Annotated in this window: 18 protein-coding genes and 1 tRNA gene; 7 read left to right on the top strand and 12 right to left on the bottom strand. The window is 69.5% G+C overall.

Going from position 1 to position 21303, the window contains the following annotated elements:
• Positions 1-39: 39 nt before the first annotated feature.
• The 4 genes from KTR66_RS02620 to KTR66_RS02635 all read right to left on the bottom strand — a co-directional run bounded on the left by KTR66_RS02620 (position 40) and on the right by KTR66_RS02635 (position 6022).
• A complete protein-coding gene (locus KTR66_RS02620; RefSeq protein ID WP_213610111.1) occupies positions 40-1620 on the bottom strand; it encodes an NAD(P)/FAD-dependent oxidoreductase in 1581 nt (526 codons plus the stop codon).
• A gap of 2 nt (positions 1621-1622) precedes the next feature.
• Positions 1623-3182 (bottom strand): phytoene desaturase family protein, encoded by a 1560-nt coding sequence (gene crtI, locus KTR66_RS02625; RefSeq protein ID WP_213610113.1) that lies wholly within the window; start codon positions 3180-3182, stop codon positions 1623-1625.
• Between the two features lie 135 nt (positions 3183-3317).
• On the bottom strand, positions 3318-4910 hold the full coding sequence (locus tag KTR66_RS02630; RefSeq protein ID WP_213610115.1) for an acyl-CoA dehydrogenase: 1593 nt from the start codon (positions 4908-4910) through the stop codon (positions 3318-3320).
• Complete coding sequence (locus tag KTR66_RS02635; protein WP_213610117.1) at positions 4907-6022, bottom strand: FAD-dependent oxidoreductase; 1116 nt, start codon at positions 6020-6022, stop codon at positions 4907-4909. Before KTR66_RS02635 ends, KTR66_RS02630 begins: the two co-directional genes overlap by 4 nt.
• 103 nt (positions 6023-6125) lie before the next feature.
• Between KTR66_RS02635 and KTR66_RS02640 the strand changes: the two genes are divergently transcribed.
• Entirely contained in the window at positions 6126-7736 is a 1611-nt protein-coding gene (locus KTR66_RS02640) for an ABC transporter substrate-binding protein (protein ID WP_213610119.1), read from the top strand.
• Here the strand turns inward: KTR66_RS02640 and KTR66_RS02645 are convergent.
• Genes KTR66_RS02645 through KTR66_RS02655 form a run of 3 tightly spaced genes read right to left on the bottom strand, consistent with a single transcriptional unit; the run spans position 7681 to position 11367 of the window.
• Complete coding sequence (locus KTR66_RS02645; RefSeq protein ID WP_213610121.1) at positions 7681-9318, bottom strand: NAD(P)/FAD-dependent oxidoreductase; 1638 nt, start codon at positions 9316-9318, stop codon at positions 7681-7683. The two genes, KTR66_RS02640 and KTR66_RS02645, sit on opposite strands and share 56 nt — an antisense overlap.
• A complete protein-coding gene (locus KTR66_RS02650; RefSeq protein ID WP_213610123.1) occupies positions 9318-10913 on the bottom strand; it encodes a GMC family oxidoreductase in 1596 nt (531 codons plus the stop codon). Before KTR66_RS02650 ends, KTR66_RS02645 begins: the two co-directional genes overlap by 1 nt.
• Before the next feature lie 52 nt (positions 10914-10965).
• On the bottom strand, positions 10966-11367 hold the full coding sequence (locus tag KTR66_RS02655) for a nuclear transport factor 2 family protein (protein ID WP_213610125.1): 402 nt from the start codon (positions 11365-11367) through the stop codon (positions 10966-10968).
• A 65-nt stretch (positions 11368-11432) separates the two neighbouring features.
• Between KTR66_RS02655 and KTR66_RS02660 the strand changes: the two genes are divergently transcribed.
• From KTR66_RS02660 to KTR66_RS02670, 3 genes are all read left to right on the top strand, one after another.
• The gene (locus KTR66_RS02660) at positions 11433-11870 is read left to right on the top strand and encodes a MarR family winged helix-turn-helix transcriptional regulator (protein WP_213610127.1); all 438 of its coding nucleotides are present in this window, start codon (positions 11433-11435) and stop codon (positions 11868-11870) included.
• A gap of 44 nt (positions 11871-11914) precedes the next feature.
• Positions 11915-13327 carry an FAD-binding oxidoreductase gene (locus tag KTR66_RS02665; RefSeq protein WP_213610129.1) on the top strand — a complete coding sequence of 471 codons (1413 nt, stop codon included), beginning with the start codon at positions 11915-11917 and terminating at the stop codon, positions 13325-13327.
• Positions 13328-13362: 35 nt separating this feature from the next.
• Positions 13363-13436 (top strand) — tRNA-Pro (locus tag KTR66_RS02670).
• Between the two features lie 6 nt (positions 13437-13442).
• On the opposite strand, the gene KTR66_RS02675 is transcribed toward KTR66_RS02670, so the two are convergent.
• The 5 genes from KTR66_RS02675 to KTR66_RS02695 are packed head-to-tail and all read right to left on the bottom strand — an operon-like array spanning position 13443 to position 17538.
• Positions 13443-14426 (bottom strand): tripartite tricarboxylate transporter substrate binding protein, encoded by a 984-nt coding sequence (locus KTR66_RS02675; RefSeq protein WP_213610131.1) that lies wholly within the window; start codon positions 14424-14426, stop codon positions 13443-13445.
• On the bottom strand, positions 14423-15280 hold the full coding sequence (locus KTR66_RS02680) for a CoA ester lyase (protein WP_213610133.1): 858 nt from the start codon (positions 15278-15280) through the stop codon (positions 14423-14425). Before KTR66_RS02680 ends, KTR66_RS02675 begins: the two co-directional genes overlap by 4 nt.
• Positions 15280-15738, bottom strand: a complete 459-nt coding sequence (locus KTR66_RS02685; protein ID WP_213610135.1) for a MaoC family dehydratase — start codon at positions 15736-15738, stop codon at positions 15280-15282. Before KTR66_RS02685 ends, KTR66_RS02680 begins: the two co-directional genes overlap by 1 nt.
• A 10-nt stretch (positions 15739-15748) precedes the next feature.
• Complete coding sequence (locus tag KTR66_RS02690) at positions 15749-16546, bottom strand: IclR family transcriptional regulator (RefSeq protein ID WP_213610138.1); 798 nt, start codon at positions 16544-16546, stop codon at positions 15749-15751.
• Entirely contained in the window at positions 16546-17538 is a 993-nt protein-coding gene (locus tag KTR66_RS02695; protein WP_213610140.1) for a tripartite tricarboxylate transporter substrate binding protein, read from the bottom strand. Before KTR66_RS02695 ends, KTR66_RS02690 begins: the two co-directional genes overlap by 1 nt.
• A gap of 132 nt (positions 17539-17670) precedes the next feature.
• Between KTR66_RS02695 and KTR66_RS02700 the strand changes: the two genes are divergently transcribed.
• Genes KTR66_RS02700 through KTR66_RS02710 form a run of 3 tightly spaced genes read left to right on the top strand, consistent with a single transcriptional unit; the run spans position 17671 to position 21286 of the window.
• Complete coding sequence (locus KTR66_RS02700) at positions 17671-18837, top strand: acyl-CoA dehydrogenase family protein (RefSeq protein WP_213610142.1); 1167 nt, start codon at positions 17671-17673, stop codon at positions 18835-18837.
• Positions 18834-20075 (top strand): acetyl-CoA hydrolase/transferase family protein, encoded by a 1242-nt coding sequence (locus KTR66_RS02705; RefSeq protein WP_213610143.1) that lies wholly within the window; start codon positions 18834-18836, stop codon positions 20073-20075. The genes KTR66_RS02700 and KTR66_RS02705 overlap by 4 nt, the downstream gene beginning before the upstream one ends.
• The gene (locus KTR66_RS02710) at positions 20072-21286 is read left to right on the top strand and encodes a CaiB/BaiF CoA-transferase family protein (RefSeq protein ID WP_213610145.1); all 1215 of its coding nucleotides are present in this window, start codon (positions 20072-20074) and stop codon (positions 21284-21286) included. The genes KTR66_RS02705 and KTR66_RS02710 overlap by 4 nt, the downstream gene beginning before the upstream one ends.
• Positions 21287-21303: the final 17 nt, after the last annotated feature.

Consider the following 21303-nt stretch of genomic DNA (forward strand, 5'->3'; position numbering starts at 1 on the left):
GCGCGACAGGGGAAGGCGGCGTCTCCGTCGCCATCGGCGTCAGGCGCCGATGAGTTCGGCCTCACGCCGGCCGGCCAGCTCCGCCTCGGGGCTCATGCCGCGGCCGCCCAGATCCTGGTCGAGGCTGTCGGCCGCGATCCAGCCGGACATCATGACCATCGGCATGCCGGGGCCCGGATGCGCCGCGCCGCCGGCCAGATACAGCCCCTTCACCTGGCGCGAGCGGTTGCCCGGCTTGAAGGCGCCCAGGAAAGAGCCGTGCGAGGCGAGGCCATAGATGGCGCCCTCCAGCACGCGATAGCGGTTGTGGATGTCCACCGGCGTGAGGCGCTGCTCGACGACGATGTTCTCCTCGATATCGTCCAGGCCCGCCGTGCGCTTCAGCTTGTCCAGGATCTTCTGGCGGTAGCCGGGGAAGATCTGGTTCCAGTCGTGATGCGGCCGCAGATGCGGCGTGTGGACGAGCGCATAGAGCGCCTCGCCGCCCGGGGGTGCGCTGGTCGGGTCGGTCTCGGCGGTGGCGGCCAGATAGACCGTCGGGTCCGGCGCGGGCTCGCCCTTCTTGTAGATCGCGTCGAACTCCTCCTCCGCATCGCGGGAGAAGACGAAACAGTGATGCGCCAGATGCGGGTAGCGCTTCTTCAGGCCCATATAGAGCACGACGCCCGAGCAGGCGGGCTCGAAGCCCTTCTTGTCATAGGTCTCGCCCGCCGAACCGCCGACCAGCTCCTTGTAGGTGCGGATCGCGTCCATGTTGGAGATCACCGCATCGCAGGCGATGCGCTCGCCGGAGGCGAGCTTCACGGCGACGACCTTGCCGTTCTCGATGTCGAAGCCCGTCACGTCGCTGGAGGGGCGCAGATCGGCGCCGAGCTCGCCCGCCAGCTTCGCGAGCCCCTCGGCCACGGCGCGCGTGCCGCCCACCGGATACCACACGCCCTCGCTCGCCTGCATATCGCCGATGGAGGCGAGCACGGCCGGCGCCAGATAGGGGTTGGAGCCGACATATTGGCAGTAATGGTCGAGCATCTGCGCGAGGCGCTCATCGGGCACATTGCCGCGGATGACCTTGGCCACCGTCTGGCCCATGCGCAGGCTCAGCACATCCTTCAGCGTGTTCGGGTTGAGGTTGGCGCGCATGTTCAGCGTGTCGCCGATGCCCTCGACCGACTTCCAGAAGAAGAACTTTTCCGAGACGCCGTGCAGGTGCTTCGCCAGGCGCTGGAACTTCCTGTAGCCCTCGGCCAGGCCCTTGCCCGGCGCGAAATCCTCCATGGCCTTCGCCATGACGTCCACATCGGCCATCAGGTCGATGCGGCTGCCATCCTCGAAGAAGCAGCGCCATTGCGGATCCAGGCGGATCAGCGGCAGTTCCTTGGCCTGGTCACGCCCCGCCTCCGCATAGATGCGGCGCAGCACGCGCGGCACGGTGAGGATGGTGGGCCCCATGTCGAAGCGGAATTTTCCCGAACCATCGGGCGCGTCCAGGAAGAGCTGCGCGGCCTTGCCGCCGAGCCAGGGGTTCTTGTCCAGCAGCGTGACCTTGTGGCCGCGCGCGGCCGCGGTGCAGGCGGCGGCGAGGCCGCCGAGGCCGGCGCCGACAACAACGACATGGGACATGTTCAAGCCTCCGTGGCGGGCGCGAGGGCGGGCTCCGCCGTCAGCGCCAAGTCTTGCTGGATGAGGCGCGAGGTGATGCGCGCGCCCTCATAGATCACCGGCAGGCCGGAGCCCGGATGCGTGCCGCCGCCCACCAGGTAGAAGCCCTGGGTATCATTGAAGCGGTTGCGCGGCCGGAAGCTCAGCATCTGCATCAGGTCATGGCTGAGGTTGAAGGTGGCGCCGAAGCCCACCGAGAACTCATCCTGCCAATCCTGCGGCGAGACGATCCGCTCATAGCGGATGCGGGATTCGAGGTCGGTCAGGCCCAGCACCTTCAGCCGCTCGATCGCGATGTCGCGGTAGCGCGGCCCCTCCACGCTCCAATCTGCGCCATGGCGCAGATTGGGCACGGGCACCAGCACATAGAGCGCGGCATGGCCGGGGGGTGCCAGGCTCGGATCCGTCACGCAGGGGTTCTGGATATAGAGGCTCGGCACATCCGGCAGTTCGCCGCTCTCGATCTGGTGAATGTTGCGCTGATATTCCTCGGCCAGCAGCACATTGTGGTGCGACAGCTCCGGATAGGTGCCCTCGACGCCCAGATAGAGCATGAAGGTCGAGCAGGAATAGCGCGACTTCTCGATCTTCTGGTCGGACCAGGCCTTGCGGATGGCGTTCGGCACCAGCTTCGGCACGGCATGCGCGAAATCGCCATTCAGCACCACCGCATCGGCCGCGATGTGCTGGCCGCCCACCTCCACGCCCACGGCGCGGCGGCCGGCGAAGGTCACCTGATCGACCGGGGTGTTGAGGCGGATGTCCACGCCCAGGCGCTCGGCCACGCGGGCCATGGCGTCGCTCACCGCGCCGCAGCCGCCCACCGGGTGGTACACGCCATATTCGTATTCGAGGAAGCTCAGGATCGTGAAAAGCGAGGGGCACTTGAAGGGCGACATGCCCAGGTATTTCGTCTGGAAGCTGAAGGCGAGCCGCGTGCGCGGGTCCTTGAAGTAGCGCTTCAGGTCCTGGTCCACCTGCTTGTGCGGGCGCAGCTGCGGCAGGCTCTTCAGGATATCGGCGCCGACCATGTCGGTCGTGTTCAGGAAGGGGCGCTCCAGGAAGGGGCGGAACACGGCGAGCTTCTCGCGATTCTCCTCCATGAAGCGGCGGATGCCCGGCACATCGCCCGGCGCGAAGGAGCCGATGTTGCGCTCCATCTGCGCGAGGTCGCCCGTCGCATCGATGCTGATGTTCGGCTTGCCCTCGAAGATCAGGCGGTATTGCGGGTCGAGGCGGATCAGCTCCACCTCCTCCTGCAGCTTGGCGCCGCAGGCCGCGAAGATCTCGTCCAGGATGCGCGGATAGAGGAAGAAGGTGGGCCCCAGGTCGAACTTGTAGCCCTCGGGCGAGGTCAGGGTGCGGGTGCGGCCACCCACCACGGCGTCTTTCTCATACAGCGTCACCCGCGCGCCGGATGCGGCCAGCTGCATGGCGGCGGCGAGGCCCCCGGGGCCGGCCCCGATGACAGCGACATGCGGGCGTGAGCGCCGGACCGAAGGGGAGGAAAGAGGTGCGTTCATGCCTGATGGAGTTCTTGTGACCCGTGCAAGATGCTGCGTTGCGTCATTCGCGCAAGTCCCTGTGCCTTGGAAGGTCGGGCGCTTCGCGCGCAATTGTGGCGATTTGGCGACACATGGCGGGGCAATGCCCGAGCCTCATGCTGGGATGAGTGCCAGCACCTCCGCCGCCCCGGTGACTTCAGCCGCATGGGCTTCCGCGCGCGGCAGCAGGCGAGAGAGGTAGAAGCCGGCGATGGGCGCATAGCGCGGCTCCAGCGACGCGGCCCGGGCCAGCAGCGCGCCGCCCAGCACCCAGCCGCAGGCCTCGAGATAGGCGGTGGCGCTGGCCGCCACCTCCTCCGGTGCGGCGGCGAGAATCCAGCTTGTGGCCCGCTCCAGCGCCTCGACCGCGGGGGCGAGGCGGGCGTCGGCGGCCCGGGCCTCGGCCAGCATGCGGCGCAGCAGCGCCCCCTGGTCCCGCGGGAGCTTGCGGGTGACGAGGTCGAGCGCCTGGATGCCGTTCGTGCCCTCATAGATCGGCGTGATTCGCGCATCGCGCAGCACCTGGGCGGCGCCGCTGCCCTCGACGAAGCCCATGCCGCCATGCACCTGGATGCCGAGGCTCGCCGCCTCGACGCCCCGATCGGTGCACCAGGATTTCACGATGGGGGTCAGCAAAGCGAGCTTCGCCTCCGCCTCGGCATCGCCGGCCCGCGCATGGTCGGCCGCGATCACCGCCTCATAGGCCAGGAAGCGGCCGGCCAGCGTGGTGGCGCGGATCTCGGCCAGCATGCGGGCCACGTCCGGGTGGCGGGCGATGGGCTTGCCGCCCTGCACGCGGTCGGCCGCGTAGGCCTCCGCGAGCTTGCCGGCGCGCGCGCCGATCGCCACGCCCTGCACGCCCACCTGCAGGCGGGCATTGTTCATCAGCGCGAACATGGCCTGCAGCCCGCGATGCGGCTCATGGATCAGCTCCGCCACCGCCCCTTCGAAGAGCATGGTGCAGGTGGGCGAGGCATGGATGCCGAGCTTGTGCTCGATGCCGCCGCAGCGCAGCGCATTCGGCGTGCCGTCGGGCAGGAGGGTGGGTGTCGCGAAGAGGCTGATGCCGCGCGAGCCGGGCGGCGCATCGGGCAGACGGGCCAAGACGAAATGCAGCGTGTTCGCCGCGATGTCGTTGGCGCCATAGGTGATGTAGATTTTCTGGCCGTGCAGCGCGTAGCGGCCATCGGGCAGCGGCTCGGCCCGGGTGCGGACGGTGGAGAGATCGCTGCCCGCCTGCGGCTCGGTCAGGCACATGGTGCCATTCCAGCGGCCGCTGTTCAGCTCGGGCAGCCATTTCTCGCACTGCTCATGCGTGCCGTATTTCTCCAGCACCTCGATCGTGCCGGTGGTGAGCAGCGGGCCGAGCGAGAAGGCCATGTCGGCGGTCGCCAGCAGCTCGGACATCGCGGTCCAGAGCGCCAGCGGCAGCCCCTGCCCGCCATGCTCCTCGCCGGCGGCGAGCCCCTGCCAGCCGCCCTCCACCCAGGCGGCATAGGCGTCCTTGTAGGCGGGGGGGCAGGTGACGACGCCATCGGCGTAGCGGGCGCCGATGCGGTCGGCCTCGATGCAGCCGGGCTCGATCCGCCCTTCGGTGAATTTCCGCATCTCCTCCAGCAGGGCGGCGATGTCCTCGGCCTCCAGCCCGCAATCGGGGAGCTGGTGCAGCCTGGTCAGCGCGAAGAGGATGTCATCAGTCTGGGTCATGCGGGGATCACCTCGTCGCCAGCGGCCCAGGCGGGCAGCGTCGCGGCGGTTGCGGGTTGTGCGATGGCCAGGGCGAGACGCTCGCCCAGCACCGCGCCGAACTTGAAGCCGTGGCCGGAGAAGCCGGACATCACCCAGGCGCGGCGCCCGAGCGGCTCGATCACGAAGCGCTCCTCCGGCTCCACATCATAGAAGCAGGTGGCGGAACCGAGGCGCGCGAAGCCCTCGATGCCGGGGATGCGCTTGCGGGCCAGCGCCAGGATGCGCTCCACCTCGCGCGGATCGGGCGTGCGGTCGTCATCCGGGTGGCCCTCGCGGGAAAAGCTGTGGTCGCCGATCTTGATCGGCGTGCCGGCGACGGGCGGCACCAGGTAGAAGCCGCCCTCCACCGCGAGGTCGAGCAGCATGGGCGCCTGGACCCATGCGGCGGAGGGCGCCTCCAGCCGCACGACCACCTGGCGCGAGGGGGTGACGCGCGTGGCGATGCCTGGCAGCAGGCGCGGAATCCAGGGGCCGGCGGCGACCACCAGAACATCCGCGCCGCGCGTGGCCCCGCCCTCCAGCGTCACGCTGGCGCTTTCGGGGTGGATGGCGGTGGCGCGACCGACTTCGATCACCGCGCCGTGCGCCTGAATATGCCGCGCGAGCGCCGCCACGATGCGCTCGGCCAGCAGCACGCCGCCCGCCGGGCAGAAGAGCGCATCGCGGATGCCGGCACCCGAGAGGTAGGGGAAGCGCGCCTCGACCGCGGCGGCCGTCATGTCCTCATGGGCGCGGCCATCCGCCCGGAGCGCGGCGCGCGTCTCGCGCAGCCAGGCGCCTTCCGCCTCATCCAGCGCCAGCACGCCCGTCGGCACATGCAGCACTTCACCGAGATCGGCCCAGAGGCGGTCCCAGGCGGCATAGGCGTCATCCACCATCCGCATATAGCCGCGCTGCGCGCCATAGGCGTGGCGGATCAGCCGGTGATGGTCCACCGAGGCGCCGGCGGGGTTGGGTGGCATCGCCTGGTCCAGCACCTGCACGGCGAAGCCCTGACGCAGCAGCGCCCAGGCGGTGCATAGCCCCATGATGCCGGCGCCAAGGATCAGGGCGGTCGGGCGTTTCTCCATGCCCCCATCCTGCCCGTTTCACCCCGCGCCGGGAAGCGGTTGCGGGGGGATGCGCCGCATGCCAGCCTTCATGTCGCGGAACATTCCGCCATAGGAGACCCGGATGCATCGTCGTGACCTCCTGGCGGCGGGTGCCGCCCTCGCCGCCGCCGGCCCGATGGCCACTGAGGCCCAGGCCCAGGCCCAGACCACGCTGCGCGTCGGCATGACCGTCGCCGACATCCCCTTCACCACCGGCCAGCCGAGCCAGGGGGCCGAGGGCAACCGCTTCCTCGGCTACACGCTCTATGATCCGCTGATCGCCTGGGACCTGACGCGCGCCGACCGCGCGGCCTCCCTGCGGCCCAGCCTGGCCGAATCCTGGGCGGTGGATGCGGACAACAAGAAGCTCTGGATCTTCCGCATCCGCCCCGGCGTGCGCTTCCATGACGGCTCGCCCTTCACGGCGGAATCCGTGGCCTGGAACCTCGCCAAGCTGCTGGATCGCGACGCGCCGCAATTCGACCGCGCCCAGGCGGCCCAGGGCAGCCTCTATTCCGGCAATATCGAGCGCTGGCGCGTGCGCGACCCGATGACCATCGAGATCGAGACCAAGGTGGTGGACGCGGTCTTCCCCTATCTCATGGCCAATCTCTTCTACTCCTCGCCGGCGCGGTGGGAGGAGGTGGGCCGCAACTGGGAACGCTTCGCGCAGCGCCCCTCCGGCACCGGCCCCTACATCGCCGACCGCTTCGTGCCGCGCGAGCGGCTCGAGATGGTGCGCAACTCGAGCCATTTCGACCGGACGCGCATCCCCCAGCATGACCGGCTCGCACTGATCCCGATGCCGGATGCGCTGACGCGCGTGGCGGCGCTGCTCTCCAACCAGGTGGATTTCATCGAGGCACCGCCGCCCGATGCCGTGCCGCGCATCCGCGCCGCCGGGCATCAGGTGGTGACCAATGCCTATCCGCATATCTGGTGCCACCAGCTCTCCTTCGTGGAGGGCTCGCCTTTCCGTGATGTCCGCATCCGCCAGGCGGCCAATCTCGCCATCAACCGGCAGGCGCTGGTGCAGCTGCTGGGCGGCCTCGCCCTGCCCGCCAAAGGCATGATCACGGAAGGTCACCCGTGGTTCGGCAATCCCAGCTTCCAGATCGGCTATGACCCGGACCGGGCCCGCCGCCTGCTGGCCGAGGCCGGGTTCAGCCGCGCCAATCCGGTGCGCACCAAGTTCATCGTGGCGCCCACCGGCTCGGGCCAGATGCAGCCCATGCCAATGAACGAGGCGATCCAGCAGGATTTCCGCGCCGTCGGCATCGAGCTGGAATTCGAGGTGATGGACTGGGAGGCGCTGCGCGGCCGCCGCCGCCTGGGCGCCGAAGCCCCCGAGAATCGCGGCCTGCACGCCAACAACAATTCCTGGGCCTTCTGGGACCCGGATATCGGCCTGCTCGGCCCGAGCTACGGCGCGGGGCGCATCCGCGGCGGCTTCAACTGGGGCAATTACCAGGACCCGGAGGCCGATGCCCTGGTGGTGGAGGCGCGCAACACCTTCGAGATCGAGGCGCAGAACCGCGTCCTGGCGCGGCTCCATTCCCGCCTGGTGGACCAGGCCATGTGGATCTGGGTGGTGCATGACACCAACCCGCGCGGCCTCTCGCGCCGCGTGCAGAACTTCACGCAGGCACAGAGCTGGATGCAGGATCTGACACCGATCCGCATGCAGGGGTGAAGAGCAACTCGGCATATCCCCCCGCGGCGATCGCCTCGCCGCGGGCGCGATAGGCCGGTGCGCTGCCGCTGTAGCGCGAGAGGGTGCGGACCTGCCGCCCCTCGACATTCTTGTTCACGCCGGTGAACCAGGAATCCACCTCATTCGCGAGCAGGCCGACGGAGCACTCCAGCACGTGCTGCATCCAGCCCTCCACCGCCTCGGGCCGCGCTTCGGCCATCGCAAGGCCGTTCGCCTGCATGTGGCGCAGCAGGGCCGTCACCCATTCCACATTGTATTCGATGCTGCGCGGGATATTGCCGAGCGCTGTGTGCGGCCCCAGCAGCATGAGCATGTTGGGATAGCCCTCGGCCAGCATGCCGACCAGCGTGCGCGCGCCACTGGCCCAGTCCTCGCGAAGCGAACGCCCATCGCGGCCGCGGATGTCGATGCGGTCGAAGGCGCCGGTCAGGCCGTCGAAGCCGGTCGCGTAGATGATGATGTCGAATGCGAAGTCGCGCTCCGTGGTGGAAAGACCCGTCGGCGTGATGCGCGTAATGGGCGTGGCCTTGCTGTCCACCAGCTCGACATTGGGCTGGTTGTAGACCTCGTAATAGCGCGTCTCCATCGGCACGCGCCGGGTGCCGAAGCCGTGATTCTTGGGGATCAGCATCTCCGCCACGCTGGGGTCCTTCACCCGCTCCCGGATCTTGCGGGCGATGAAGGCGGAGAGCTCCGCATTGGCCTCCCGATTGGTGTAGCTGTCCTTGAAATTGCCCACCCAGATGCCGAAGCCGGGCGAGGCGTAGAGCTTCTCCCAAAAGGCCTCGCGCTCCTCCTTTGAAACGTCGAAGGTGTTGCGCGGATCGGCCGTGTGCAGGAAGCAGGCATAGGTCTCGGCGCAGCGGGCGAAGATCTCGGGGTAGCTTTGCTTGATGCGCGCCTGCTCTTCCTCGGTGATCTTGCTGTTGTGCAGTGGCGTGCACCAGTTGGGCGTGCGCTGGAAGACGGTCAGGTGACCCGCGGTCTTCGCCACCTCCTGGATGGTCTGCACGCCGGTCGCCCCCGTGCCGATGACGGCGACGCGCTTGCCGGCGAAATCCACGCCCTCCTTGGGCCAGCGCGCGGTGTGGAAGGACGGGCCCCGAAAACTCTCGATCCCCTCGATGCGCGGCAGGGTATGGGCGGAGAGCGCGCCGATGGCGGTGATCAGGAAGCGCGCCTCATGCGCGGTGCCATCGGCCAGCGTGACCCGCCAGCCCTCTCCCGTGAAATGCGCGGACTTCACCTCGGCGTTGAACTGGATGTCGCGCTGCAGGTCGTATTTCTCGGCGACGCGATTCAGGTAGCGCAAAGTCTCGGGCTGGGGCGCGAAATGCTCGGACCAGCTCCATTCCTGCAGCAGCTCCGGGTCGAAGGAGAAGCCGTAGGAATAGCTCTCGGAATCGAAGCGCGCGCCGGGGTAGCGGTTCCAGTACCAGGTGCCGCCCACCCCCGTGCCCGCCTCGAAGACACGGACGCTCATGCCGAGTTCGCGCAGGCGGATGAGCTGGTACATGCCGGACATGCCGGCGCCGATGATGATGGCGTCGAAGCGGGCCATCACGCGACCCGCTTGATGAAATCGGCGCAGCGCTCGCCGATCATGATGCAGCCGGCATTGGTATTGCCGCTCACCACCGTCGGCATGATGCTGGCATCCGCCACGCGCAGCCCGCCCACCCCCTTCACGCGCAGTTCGGTGTCCACGACGGCACCCGCATCCTCGCCCATGCGGCAGGTGCTGGTGGGGTGATAGATGGTGCCGCTGTTGCGGCGGACGAAGTCGAGCAGCGCCGCGTCATCACGCCCCGCGCCGGCCGGGGGCGCATAGGGTGCGGCGATGAAGCGGCCGAGCGCCTTGGTCTCGGCCAGGCGATGGGCGAGCTTCACGCCCTCCACCATGCATTGCTTATCCGTCTCGCTCGTCAGATAGCGCGCGTGGATATGCGGCTTGGCCATGGGGTCGGGGCTGGCGAGCCTGATCTCGCCACGGCTTTCGGGGCGGAGCTGGCAGACGCTGATGGTGAAGCCCGGGAATTTGTGCAGCCCCTCCTTCACGCTGTCCGCACTCCAGGGGATGAAGTGGAACTGCACATCCGGCGTCGCGCTCTGCGGCAGCACGCGGGCGAAGAGACCGGAGGTGCCGGCGGCGAAGCTGAGCGGGCCGCCGCGCGTGAGCGCGAATTCGATCCCCATCTTCGCCATGCCGATCCAGGAATTCACGCGCTCGTTCATCGTGACGTTCTGGCTGGCCCGATACATGAGCCGCGCCTGCAGATGGTCCTGCAGGTTCTGCCCCACCTGCGGAATGTCCCGCTGCACGGCGATGCCCATCTCGGCCAGATGCTGCGCCGGGCCCAGGCCCGAGAGCATCATCACCTGGGGCGAGTTGATGGCGCCCGCACTCAGCACCACCTCGCGCGTCACCTTGATCGTCCGCTCCTCGGAACCCACGCGATAGACCACGCCGGTGACGCGCCCGCCCTCGATCACCAGGCGCTGCACCTGTGCGTCGGTGATCAGGCGCAGGTTCGGGCGCTTCAGGTTGGGCTTGAGATAGGCGGTGGCGGCCGAGCAGCGGAAGCCGTTGCGCACGGTCACCTGATACCAGCCCGCCCCTTCCTGGTCGGCGCCGTTGAAGTCGTCATTGCGGGGGAAGCCCAGCTCGAGGGCGGCATCGATGAAGGCCTGGGGCAGCACACCCTTGTCGCGCAGGTCGCTCGTCGTCAGCGGGCCGCCCGAGCCGTGGAAATCGTCACCGCCGCGCTCCTGGTTCTGCGAGCGCTTGAAGTAGGGCAGGCAATCCTCATAGGCCCAGCCGGTACAGCCCAGCTGCCGCCAATGGTCGTAATCCGCCGCCTGGCCGCGGATATAGATCAGGCCATTGATGGCGGAGGAGCCGCCCAGCACCCGCCCGCGCGGCCAGGGGACGGAGCGGCCATGCAGCTCGGCCTCCGCCTCGGTCTGGTAATTCCAGCTGATGGTCGGGTGGTACATGGTCTTGGCGTAGCCGATGGGAACATGCAGCCAGGGATTCGTGTCCTTGGCGCCGGCCTCCAGCACCGTCACGCGGATGCGCGGATCCTCACTGAGCCGTCCGGCCAGCGCGCTGCCGGCCGAGCCGCTGCCCACCACCACCACATCCGTCTCGTCCATGCCGCGATCCTCCCCGGTTTGGGGGGGATGGTCCATGCAGCGCGGCGCGCGGTCAATCCAGGCGGCGCCAGCCTTCGAAGACGGTTTCCCGCGCGATCAGCCCGTCCTGCATCGCGAAGATGTGCAGAAGGCGCAGTTCCACCCGCGTGCCGATGCCATAGGGCGCGTTGGTCAGCCCATCGCCCGTGATGCGGAACCGGACGTGGCAGTCATCCACCACCCGGTCCTCGGTGGCGAAGCGTTCGCCGGGCGTCAGCTCGATCTCGGCCATGGATGCGAACATGCGGCGGTAATTCGCTTCGATCTCGGCGAGCGTCTCGAAGCGCAGGCCGCGCGAGGGAACCTCCAGCACGATTCCGGGCGCGTAGAGCGCCATGACGGCGGCGGGGTCCTGCGCCTCGCCGCGGATATGCGCGTCCACGGTGGCGAGGTTGCGGGCGACAAGGTCGGACATCGGCGTTTCTTTCGTCAGATTATCTGACCACTAGCGTTTCGTCAGATCATCTGTCAATATGGATCATGCCCCGCACGCCCCTGCCCGAAGCCCGCCGCACGCTGGGCGCCTTGCTGCGCCACGCCTACGAGGCCCTGGCCGAGGAGGTCTATGGCGCCCTGCCCGCGCGCGGCTTCCCCGAGATACGCCGGGCGCATGGCGCCGTCTTCCGCCATCTGCCGCCGGCCGGCGCCCGCCTGACCGAGCTCGCCATCGCCGCGGGCATGGCAAAGCAGAGCATGGCCTATCTGGTGGAGGATCTGGCGAGGCTCGGTCATGTCGAGAGCCGCCCGGACCCGGAGGATGGCCGTGCCCGGCGCATCCTCTACACAGCGCGCGGACGGCGCCTGCTGGAACTGCTGCTGCGTCTGAGCGCCGAGGCGGAGTTACGCCTCGCGGCGCGCATCGGCATCGAGGAGGCCGCCACGCTCCGTCGCGCGCTGGAGCGCCTCGCGCCCGCTTGACGCAGGGACCCGGCTGGCGTGCGATGCGCCGCAAAGGAAGCCCCATGTCCCCGCTCGACGCCCTGACCCAGTCCCTCGGCCCCACCGCCTGCCTGCGCGCGGAGGCCGACATCGCCCCCTATGCCGTGGATTGGCGCGGCGTCTATCACGGCCAGCCCATAGCCGTGCTGCGCCCGGCAGATACCGCCCAGGTCAGTGCGGCACTCAGGCTCTGCGCCCAGCTCGACCTCTGCGTGGTGCCGGCCGGCGGCCGCACCTCGCTGGCGGGCGCGGTGGTGCCCATCGCCCAGGGTCCGGCCAGCGTGGTGCTGAGCCTGGAGCGCATGAACCGCCTGCGCGAGGTGGACCCGCTGGACAATTCCATCACCGCCGAGGCCGGCTGCACCATCGAGGCGGTGCAGAACGCGGCGACCGAGGCCCATCGCTTCTTTCCGCTGCATTTCGGCGCCCAGGGCTCGGCGATGGTGGGTGGGGCTCTCTCCACCAATGCGGGCGGCATCCGCACGCTGCGCTACGGCAATGCGCGCGATCTCGTCCTGGGTCTGGAGGTCGTCCTCCCGGATGGTCGTGTGCTGGATGATCTACGCCGGGTGCGGAAGGACAACACCGGCTATGCGCTGCGCCACCTCTTCATCGGCGCCGAGGGCACGCTCGGCGTCATCACCGCCGCCTCGCTCAAGCTCTTTCCGCAGCTCGCCAAGCGCGAGACGGCGCTCGTCGCCGTCCGTTCACCGCGCGAGGCGCTGCAGCTTCTCGCCCGCTGCCAGGAAAGCGGCGCGGAGCTGGTCGCCTTCGAGCTGATCCGCAAGATCTGCATCGACATCACGCTGCGCCATGGCACCAACATCCGCCAGCCGATGGAGCTCTCCACCGACTGGTACTGCCTGATCGAGGCCGCGAGCACGCATGCCGCCATCCCGGTGCGCGAGGCGCTGGAATCCGCGCTGATGGAAGCGATCGAGGCGGGCGAGGCCGAGGATGTCGTGATCTGCGAGAGCGAGGCGCAGCGCCAGAACCTCTGGAACATCCGGGAAACCTTCCCGACCTGCTCGCGCATGGAAGGCCCGGGCCTGTCCACCGACACCTCCGTCCCCGTCTCGCGCATCCCGGACTTCCTGGAGCGCAGCCAGGCGCTGATCGACGGCAATTGGCCGGAGGGGCGGATGATCGCGCTCGGCCACATGGGCGATGGGAACATCCATCTCTCGCTGCAGGCGCCCTCCGGCATGGGCCATGCCGAATGGCAGGCGCGCGCGCCGGAATTCGAGGGGCTGATCGGCGAGATCGCGGTGGAACTGGGCGGCAGCTTCTCCGCCGAGCACGGCATCGGCCAATCGAAGCGCGCCGCCATGGCCAAGCTGAAATCGCCCGTGGCGCTCGACCTGATGCGCGCCATCAAGGCGACGCTGGACCCCGAGGGCCGGATGAATCCCGGCAAGGTGCTGCCGCCCGCTTGAAGCGCCGCGCAGCCGCGCCTAAACACCGCAGCGGACGGGGCGTAGCACAGCCTGGTAGTGCGCCTGCTTTGGGAGCAGGAGGTCGGAGGTTCGAATCCTCTCGCCCCGATATGCCCTACTCGATCCGGATATTCGCCCGCCGCACGATCTCCGCGTGACGCGCGATCTCGGCGGCCAGGAAGCGCTCCGCATCGGCGGGCGTTCCGCCGGCGGCACCATCCTCCAGCTCCAGCCCCAGCTGCGCCAGCGTCTCGCGCCCCGGCCCGGCCAGCGCCTCGTTCGCCGCCGCGTTCAGCGCCTCGATGATGCGCGGCGGCGTGCCCTTGGGCGCCAGCAGCATGAACCAGGTGCCCATGACCACGCCGGGCAGGCCCTGCTCGATCGCCGTCGGCACCTCGGGCATCACGCGGGCACGGCGCTCGGCCAGGACCGCCAATGCGCGGATCTGCCCACCGCGCAGCAGCGGCACCGTGCCTGGCGCGCCGAGGAACATGGAGTCGAGCCGCCCCGCGATCAGATCCGTCGTCGCGGCGGCGGGTGAGCTGTAGGGGATGTGGTTCAACTCCAGCCCCGCCGCCTCCGAGAGCAGCGCGCCCGCCAGATGCATGGAGCTGCCGCTGCCGGTGGAGCCATAGGCCACCGAGCCCGGCCGCGCCCTCGCCCGCGCGACGAAATCGCCAAGGCTCTGGATGGGCGAGCCCTGTCCCACCACCAGGACATTGGGCACGCCGCCCATCCGCACGATGGCGTCGAAATTCCGCTGCGTCTGGAAAGGCAGGTCGCGATACAGCGCGAGATTGGTGGCGAGCGGCCCGGCGAAGGCAAAGAGCAGCGTATGGCCATCCGGCGCAGCCCGCGCCGCCGCCGTCATGCCGACATTGCCGGCCGCCCCCGGCCGGTTCTCCACCACGAATGCCTGGCCAAAGCGTGCCGCATAGGCCTGCGCCAGGAGCCGCGCGATGGGGTCGCTGCTGCCGCCGCCGGCGGCCGGCACGATGATGCGCACCGGGCGCTGCGGCCATTCCTCCTGCCCCAGGACCGCGGGGGCCAGGGCCGGCGTGGCCAGCGCCGAAAGGGCCAGGATGTGACGGCGCTTCATGGTGTTCCCCCTTGGGCGAGCAGGCGCTGAGCGAGGCGCAGATGCGGCCGGTCCAGCATCTTGCCATCCATGCGTGTCGCCCCTGCCCCGCCATCAGCGAAGGCGGCGACAACGCGGCGCGCCCAGTCCAGTTCCTCCGGCGCCGGTGTGAAGGCGGCGTTGGTGGTCGCGACATGGCTCGGATGGATGATCATCTTCCCCGCGAAGCCGTCGCGCCGCGCGGCGCGTGCATCGGCCGCGAGGCCGTTCAGGTCGTTGATCTCCACATGCACGGTATCAATCGCCGGCACGCCGGCCGCCGCGGCCCCCGCCAGGCACATCTCCCGCGCCAGGCGATAGACGCCGAGCCAGGCGCCCTCCGCGCGATTGGCCAGGCCGCCGATATCGGCCGAGAGGTCCTCCGCACCCCAGGTCAGCGCCGCGAGGCGCGGCCCCGCCTGCGCATAGCTGCCCAGGCCGAAGAGCGAGCCCGCCGTCTCGGTCGCGATGGCCAGGATGCGCGTGGAACCGGCTGGCAGCCCATGCGCCGCCTCGAAGGCATCAAGCCAATGACCGAGCTGCCGCACCTGCCCGGCCTCGGCGCATTTCGGCAGCACGATGCCATCCGGCCGCGCCGGCATGACGGCGGCGAGATCCTCCAGCGTGAGGCCCGTGTCCAGCGCGTTCACGCGCGCCCAGCGCTGCTGCCGGCCGCGCGGGGCTTCGAGCATGGCGCGGGTGATGCCACGGGCAGCCGGCTTGTTGGCGGGCAGCACGCTGTCCTCGAGGTCGAGGATCAGCGCATCCGCCTCGCCTTCCGCGGCGCGCGCGAATTTCCGCTCGCTGTCGCCCGGGACGAAGAGCCAGCTGCGCATCAGCTGGACACCGGCCGCTTGCGCATGAAGGCCATGCGGCGGCAGGTGGCGACGATCTCGCCGCGCTGGTTCAGGCATTCATGCTCGAACTCGACGAGCCCCGCATCGGAGCGCGAGCGGCTCTCGCGCTTGGCGATGACGCGCGTGCGCGAGCGCAGCGTGTCGCCATGGAAGACGGGCTTGGGGAAGCGCACCTCCGTCATGCCCAGATTGCCGATGGTGGTGCCAAGCGTGGTGTCGCTCACCGACATGCCGATCATGATGCCGAGCGTCATCAGGCTGTTGAACAGCGGCTGGCCCCATTCGGTGGATTCCGCGAAATGGCGGTCGATGTGCAGCGGCTGCGGGTTCAGCGTCATCAGGCTGAAGGTCATGTTGTCGGCCTCGGTCACGGTGCGCGAAAGCGCGTGCTCGAAGAGCTGGCCTTCGGTGAATTCCTCGTAGTGCAAGCCGGGCATGATGGTTCCTTCAGCTGGGACGGTGGCCAAGGCGGCGGGATATCTGCGCCGCCGCCTCGCGCACGCGGCGGGAGAGAAGAGGCAGGCGCGGTTCGACCCGCGCGATGGGACCGGCGAGCACGATGGCGGCCACCACCTCGCCCCGCGCGCCGAAGATGGGGGCGGCCAGGCCCGCGACGCCTTCGGTGGCTTCGCCCAGCGTCACGGCGAAGCCCTGCTCGCGCGTCTCGGCGACGATGCGCCGCAGCGCGCGGCGGTCTGTCACGCTGGTGGGGCTGAGCGCGGTCAGGCGCGCGGTGCGCAGGAATTCGGCCGGCCAGGGCGGCGGCAGGAAGGCCAGCATGACGCGGCCGGAGGCGGTGCAATGGATGGGCCGCGCATCGCCCACGGTCGCGGCGAAGCGCAGCGCGGTGCGGCTCTCCACCTTGTCGGCATAGACCATGGCGCGGCGATCGGGCGCGAGGACGGCCAGCATCGCCGTCTCGCCCACCGCGCTGGCCAGCGATTCCAGCGAAGGGCGCGCGGCGGCGGTCAGATCGCCATCGCCGGCGGCGGAGAGAATGGCGCGCGCCAGGCCCACCGCCTCCGGCCCCAGGCGCCAGCGTGCCTCCTGCTGCACGGCATAGCCCTCGGCCGCGAGTCCGCGCAGCAGGCCGAGCAGGCTGGTCTTGGGCGCGCCCATCGCACTCGCCAGCGCGGCCAGTGTCAGCCCCTCCGGCACAGCGGCCAGCCGCGCCACCAGGTCCAGCACGCGCGCGACGGAGCGCGGGCCGCCACGTTGCTCACTGGGGGTGAAACCGCCATCCACTATTGCGGCTCGACGCCCGCGATGCGGACCAATTCGCCCCAACTCGCGAGCTGGCTGCGAATATAGGCGCCGAACTGCTCGGGCGTCTGGGTGAAGGGCAGGAAGCCCAGCTGGCGCAGGCGGCCGACCACCGCTTCATCACGCAATGCGCCGTTCAGCGCCTCGTTCCAGCGGCGCACGATGGGTTCGGGCGTGCCGGCGGGCGCGGAGAGGCCGAACCAGACATTGATGTCATAGCCCGGCACCACCTGGGCCACGGGCGGCACCTCGGGCGCCAGCGGGGTGGGCTGCCCGGCGGATTGCGCGATGCCCCGCACCCGGCCGCCTTGCGCCTGGGCCAGGCCATTCGCGAAGTCGGTGAAGGTGCAGTCGATGCGGCCCGCGGCCACGTCCGTCAGCGCCTCCGCGCCGCCGCGATAGGGCACGGCGTTGATGCGCACGCCGGCACGGCGGGCCATCACCTCCGTCATGATCAGCGCGCTGGCATTTCCGTGGCTGAAAGTCAGCTCGCCGGGGCGGGCGCGGGCACGATCAAGGAACTGCGCGAGCGTGGTGTCCGGGCTGCTGGCAGGCACGACCAGCAGGTAAGGCGCCTCGGCAATGGCGCCGATATGCGTGAAGTCCCGCACCGGGTCGAAGGGCAGGCGGCGGATGATGTGCGGATTCACCGAGGCCGCGCTGGTGCTGATGATCAGCACCGTGTTGCCGTCGGGTGCCGCCTGCTGCACCGCGATGGTGCCCACCGTCCCGTTCCCGCCCGCGCGATTATCCACCACGACGGGCTGGCCGAGGCGCTGGCCGAGCGGTTCGGCCAGCAGGCGCGCCAGCACATCGGTCAGGCTGCCGGCCGGGAAGGCGACGGTGAGGCGCAAGGGCCGGTCCGGCCAGGATTGCGCAAGCGCGGGGGCGGCCAGCGGCAGAGCGGATGCGGCCAGCGGCAGAGCGGACGCGGCCAGCAGCGCGCGGCGCCGGAACGGCGTCAGAAGCACCATGTTTCCTCCAGCGCCTGTCATCAGGCGTTCGTTTATGCGAACAGGCTATGATTTTGCGAACGCATACGTCAAGCGCTGCGTTGACGCGCGCGCCTGCTCGCCGCATGCTCGCGCCACTGGGAAGGAAACGTCATGGACTTCACCCTCTCGGCCGAGCAGGCCGCGATCCGCGAACAGATCACCCGCATCTGCGCCGATTTCCCCGATGAATACTGGCTGGCGAAGGACCGCGAGGGCGTCTTCCCGCATGATTTCCACGCGGCCATGGCACAGGGCGGCTGGCTCGGCATCGCCATGCCCACCGAGTATGGCGGCGGGGGCCTGGGCATCTTCGAGGCGGCGCTGATGATGGAGGCCATCGCGGCCTCCGGCGCCTGCATGTCCGGCGCCTCGGCGCTGCACATGAACATCTTCGGCCTCAACCCCGTCGTCATCTTCGGCAATGAGGCGCAGAAGCAGCGTTTCCTGCCACCGTTGATCGCAGGCAAGGACAAGCCCTGCTTCGCCGTGACCGAGCCCGATGTCGGCCTCAACACCACGCAGCTCAAGACGCGGGCCGAGCGGCACAATGACCGCTACGTGGTGCATGGGCAGAAGATGTGGATCTCCACCGCGCAGGTGGCGAACAAGATGCTCCTGCTGGCCCGCACCACGCCGCTCGACCAGGTGCGCCGCAAGACCGATGGCCTGACCCTGTTCTACACGGAGATCGACCGCAGCAAGGTGGAGATCCGCCTCATCGAGAAGATGGGCCGCCATGCGGTAGACTCCAACATGGTCTTCTTCGACGGCTTCGAGATCCCGATGGAGGACCGCATCGGCGAGGAAGGCCGCGGCTTCCAGGCCATCCTGCACGGCATGAACCCCGAGCGCATCCTGATCGCCGCCGAGGCCGTGGGCATCGGCCGCGCCGCACTGCGCAAGGCATCCAATTACGCGAAGGAACGCCGTGTCTTCGGCCGCCCGATCGGGCAGAACCAGGCGATCCAGCACCCCCTCGCGCGCAACTGGGCGGAGCTGGAAGCCGCCGAGCTCATGGTCTGGAAGGCGGCCAGTCTCTATGACGCGGGCCAGGAATGCGGCGCCGAGAGCAATGCCGCGAAGTATCTCGCCGCCGAAGCGGGCTTCCGCGCCTGCGAGACGGCGGTGATGACGCATGGCGGCATGGGCTACGCGCAGGAGTACCATGTGGAGCGCTACCTGCGCGAAAGCCTGATCCCGCGCATCGCCCCCGTCTCGCGCGAGCTGATCCTCTCGCACATCGCCGAGCGCGTGCTCGGCCAGCCCAAATCCTATTGAGCCTGGATCTCGCACGGCATATCCGCCCAGGGGATCACATCCTCTGGGGCCAGGTGACGGGCGAGCCGCCTTCGCTGGTCGAGGCGCTGGTGGAACAGCGTGCCGCGCTTGGCGGCGTCGGCGTCTTCCTTGGCACGGGCCTGGCGCGCGTGCTGCGGCCGGAGCATGCGGATCACATCGCCATGCGCGGCCTGGGCGGCCTCGGCACCTTCCGCGCGCTGGCGAGTGCCGGCGTGCTGGAGGTGCTGCCGGTGCATGGCGGCCAGGTGCATCGCATGATCGCGGCGGGAGAGATCCGCTGCGATGTCGCGCTGCTGCTGCTGCCGCCCGCGGATGAGGCGGGCACGCACAGCCTCGGCCCCTGCGTGGACTACATGGATGCGGGGGTGGCACGCGCGCGGACCGTGATCGCCGAGATCAGCCCGCATGTCCCCGACACGGGCGGCCATGCGCGTATCCCGGCGGCACGGCTCGATGCCGTGTGGCACAGCGACCGCTCGCCCTATCTGCTGCCGCGCGCGCAGCCGAGTGCGGTGGAGCGCGCGATCGGCGCGCATGTGGCCGCCCTCATCCCGGATGGCGCCACCATTCAGACCGGCCTCGGCGCTCTGCCTGAGGCGGTTCTGGCGGCACTCACGCATCACCGCGACCTCGGCCTGCATTCCGGCATCCTGGGCGATGGCGCGATGGCGCTGATGCGGGCGGGCGTGATCACGAATGCGCGGAAGCCGCTCGACCCCGGCATCTCCGTCACCACCACGCTGGTCGGCAGCGCGGAGTTGCATCGCTTCGCGCATCGCAATGCGGCCATCGCGCTCAAGCCCTCCAGCCACACGCACAATGAGGTGGTGCTGGCGCAGCTTCCCTGCCTCTTCGCCATCAATGCGGCGGCGGAAGTGGACCTCACCGGTCAGGTGAATGCGGAGCGCATCGGCGCGAACGTCATCGGCGGCGTGGGCGGCCAGGCGGATTTCGCCCGCGCCGCGGCGCGCTCCCTGGGCGGCGCCTCGATCATCGCGCTGCCCGCCACCGCCTCGGACGGATCGAGCCGCATCGTGGCCCGCCTCTCGGGCCCCGTGACCACGCCGCGCTCCGATGTGGATGTCGTCGTCACCGAGCTTGGCCTGGCCGATCTGCGCGGCGCCTCCGAGCGCGAGCGCGCCCGCCGCATCATCGCCGTTGCCGCCCCCGCCGCGCGCGAGGATCTGGAACGCGCCCTGAAGGAGAACCCGCCATGACCACGCAACCCGGGCGCGGCTTCGGCGCGCTGGCCGGCCTCAAGGTGCTGGACCTGACGGCCGTGCTGATGGGCCCCTTCTGCACGCAGATCCTCGCCGATCACGGCGCCGAGGTGATCAAGGTGGAAGGCCCCGAGGGCGACACGACGCGCGAGGTGCCGGTGATGAAGGCGCCGCGCGAGGGCGCCATGTTCCTCAACCTCAATCGCGGCAAGCGGGGGCTCGCGCTCGATCTCAAGAAGCCCGCCGCGCGCGCCGCGCTGCTGCGCCTCGCGGAAGGCGCCGATGTCTTCGTGCATGCGATGCGGGCGGATGCCATCGCGCGGCTCGGCCTGACCTATGCCGATGTCGCGGCCGTCAATCCGCGCATCGTCTATGCCAATGTCTATGGCTTCTCCCGCCGCGGGCCCTATGCGCCGAATGCCGCCTATGACGACATCATCCAGGCCATCAGCGGCATGGCGGGCATCCAGAGCCGCATGCAGGGCAAGCCCAGCTATTCCGGGACGCTGGTGGCGGACAAGGTCTCAGGCCTCACCGTGCTCTACGCCATCCTCATGGCGCTGCTGCACCGCGCCCGCACCGGCGAGGGGCAGGAGATCGAGGTCGGCATGTTCGAGACCATGGCCAACTTCGTGCTGACCGATCACATCAACGGCGCGCTCTTCGAACCGCCCCTGGGCCCGCCGGTCTATCCCCGCGCCGCCTCGCCCGAGCGGCGGCCCTACCAGACGCGGGATGGCTGGATCGCGGCCCTCGTCTACACGGACAAGCAGTGGCGCGCCTTCTTCGACCTGATCGGCCACCCCGACTGGTCGAAGGATCCGCGCTTCCAGAGCTTCAAGGGCCGCTCGCAGAACATCGATGAATGCTACGGCCATGTGGCGGCCACGCTCGCCACCCGCACGACGGCCGAATGGCTGGAGGGCTTCGCGCAGGCGGGCATCCCCGCCGCGCCGGTGAACAGCACGGAGGAGGTGCTGCAGGATCCGCATCTCGCCGCCACCGGCTTCTTCATCGAGCAGGAAACGCGGCACGGCACCATGCGCTTCCCCGGCATGCCCGCCTGGTTCTCGGCCACGCCGGGCCGCGTGGACGGCCCCGCTCCGGCCCATGGCGAGCATGGCCGCGCCGTGCTGGAGGAGGCCGGCTTCACGGCGGAAGAGATCGCGGCGCTGGCGGCCGAGGGTTCGCTCATCCTGCCCGGATGAGCGAACCCTGGCTGTCC

Source organism: Roseococcus sp. SDR (assembly GCF_019083995.1).
Lineage (GTDB): Bacteria > Pseudomonadota > Alphaproteobacteria > Acetobacterales > Acetobacteraceae > Roseococcus.

What these genes read in the sequence shown, in the direction of transcription:
- KTR66_RS02620 (WP_213610111.1), bottom strand. Translation starts at nt 1,620, where the DNA reads ATGTCCCATGTCGTTGTTGTCGGCGCCGGCCTCGGCGGCCTCGCCGCC.
- crtI (WP_213610113.1), bottom strand. Translation starts at nt 3,182, where the DNA reads ATGAACGCACCTCTTTCCTCCCCTTCGGTCCGGCGCTCACGCCCGCAT.
- KTR66_RS02630 (WP_213610115.1), bottom strand. Translation starts at nt 4,910, where the DNA reads ATGACCCAGACTGATGACATCCTCTTCGCGCTGACCAGGCTGCACCAG.
- KTR66_RS02635 (WP_213610117.1), bottom strand. Translation starts at nt 6,022, where the DNA reads ATGGAGAAACGCCCGACCGCCCTGATCCTTGGCGCCGGCATCATGGGG.
- KTR66_RS02640 (WP_213610119.1), top strand. Translation starts at nt 6,126, where the DNA reads ATGCATCGTCGTGACCTCCTGGCGGCGGGTGCCGCCCTCGCCGCCGCC.
- KTR66_RS02645 (WP_213610121.1), bottom strand. Translation starts at nt 9,318, where the DNA reads ATGGCCCGCTTCGACGCCATCATCATCGGCGCCGGCATGTCCGGCATG.
- KTR66_RS02650 (WP_213610123.1), bottom strand. Translation starts at nt 10,913, where the DNA reads ATGGACGAGACGGATGTGGTGGTGGTGGGCAGCGGCTCGGCCGGCAGC.
- KTR66_RS02655 (WP_213610125.1), bottom strand. Translation starts at nt 11,367, where the DNA reads ATGTCCGACCTTGTCGCCCGCAACCTCGCCACCGTGGACGCGCATATC.
- KTR66_RS02660 (WP_213610127.1), top strand. Translation starts at nt 11,433, where the DNA reads ATGCCCCGCACGCCCCTGCCCGAAGCCCGCCGCACGCTGGGCGCCTTG.
- KTR66_RS02665 (WP_213610129.1), top strand. Translation starts at nt 11,915, where the DNA reads ATGTCCCCGCTCGACGCCCTGACCCAGTCCCTCGGCCCCACCGCCTGC.
- KTR66_RS02675 (WP_213610131.1), bottom strand. Translation starts at nt 14,426, where the DNA reads ATGAAGCGCCGTCACATCCTGGCCCTTTCGGCGCTGGCCACGCCGGCC.
- KTR66_RS02680 (WP_213610133.1), bottom strand. Translation starts at nt 15,280, where the DNA reads ATGCGCAGCTGGCTCTTCGTCCCGGGCGACAGCGAGCGGAAATTCGCG.
- KTR66_RS02685 (WP_213610135.1), bottom strand. Translation starts at nt 15,738, where the DNA reads ATGCCCGGCTTGCACTACGAGGAATTCACCGAAGGCCAGCTCTTCGAG.
- KTR66_RS02695 (WP_213610140.1), bottom strand. Translation starts at nt 17,538, where the DNA reads ATGGTGCTTCTGACGCCGTTCCGGCGCCGCGCGCTGCTGGCCGCGTCC.
- KTR66_RS02700 (WP_213610142.1), top strand. Translation starts at nt 17,671, where the DNA reads ATGGACTTCACCCTCTCGGCCGAGCAGGCCGCGATCCGCGAACAGATC.
- KTR66_RS02710 (WP_213610145.1), top strand. Translation starts at nt 20,072, where the DNA reads ATGACCACGCAACCCGGGCGCGGCTTCGGCGCGCTGGCCGGCCTCAAG.